This is a genomic window from Polaribacter sp. BAL334, assembly GCF_015767435.1.
Classification (GTDB): domain Bacteria; phylum Bacteroidota; class Bacteroidia; order Flavobacteriales; family Flavobacteriaceae; genus Polaribacter.
On record NZ_JADWOV010000169.1, the window covers coordinates 1 to 403 of the forward strand.

The 403-nt window shown below is 34.7% G+C and carries 1 pseudogene; it reads left to right on the forward strand.

The window, feature by feature from the left end:
• Nucleotides 1-403: pseudogene (locus IU405_RS00885) on the forward strand (kinase); the annotation flags it as partial.

Consider the following 403-nt stretch of genomic DNA (forward strand, 5'->3'; position numbering starts at 1 on the left):
GTTACATAGGCATCCTCTAAAAGGAGGGAAAGTTCATGATTTAGATACAGAAAAAGATGATTTGTTGTCGATGGGTGCAAAAGCGATGTTCATAGAACATCCTACAAATACAACTAATAGGCCTAAATTAAATCAAGTTTCTAAATGGGATTTGCCTTGGGCAGACATCAACAAACTTCCTTATTCAATTACGGGACCTTATTTGAAAAAGCTTTTTGAAAAAGTTTTTATAGATGGTTTGCATAAGCCGATGGAAAGACCAACTGCAGAAGAATGGGAAATTGGATTACTAAAAACTACAGACCTAATGCAAAAATGCCAAAATAGTTCATGCGAACAAAAATGGTATGTTTTTGATAATACAAATACACCTAAATGTCCGTTTTGTGGCACTGCACACAAA